Raw genomic sequence first — 241 nt, 5'->3', positions numbered from 1 at the left:
CTGTCCGGGGCCGCCCTCGCGGCCGCCGACGTCGCCGTGCGCATCCCCATGGCGGGCCGGGTCGACTCGCTGAACGTCGCCACGGCGGCCGCGGTCGCGTTCTACGAACTGGCCGGGGACCGGTCGGACACGGCGGAGGGGAGCCGGGGGTGAGCGGGGAGGTCGAACTCCGGGTGCACGACACCCGGGCGGTGCTCGTGCCCGCGGTACCCGACGGCATCGACAGCGGTGCCGGCACCGG

1 protein-coding gene is annotated in these 241 nt (G+C 77.2%); it reads left to right on the top strand.

Annotated elements, in window-relative coordinates:
• Positions 1-153 (top strand): TrmH family RNA methyltransferase (locus tag SACPADRAFT_RS34130; RefSeq protein WP_324604551.1); only part of this gene is annotated, 153 nt, incomplete at its 5' end.
• Positions 154-241 lie beyond the last annotated feature (88 nt).

Source organism: Saccharomonospora iraqiensis subsp. paurometabolica YIM 90007 (assembly GCF_000231035.2).
GTDB classification, from domain to species: Bacteria; Actinomycetota; Actinomycetes; order Mycobacteriales; family Pseudonocardiaceae; genus Saccharomonospora; species Saccharomonospora paurometabolica.
The sequence above is the reverse complement of the archived record's forward strand: the minus strand, read 5'-3'. Positions and strand labels throughout refer to the sequence as shown.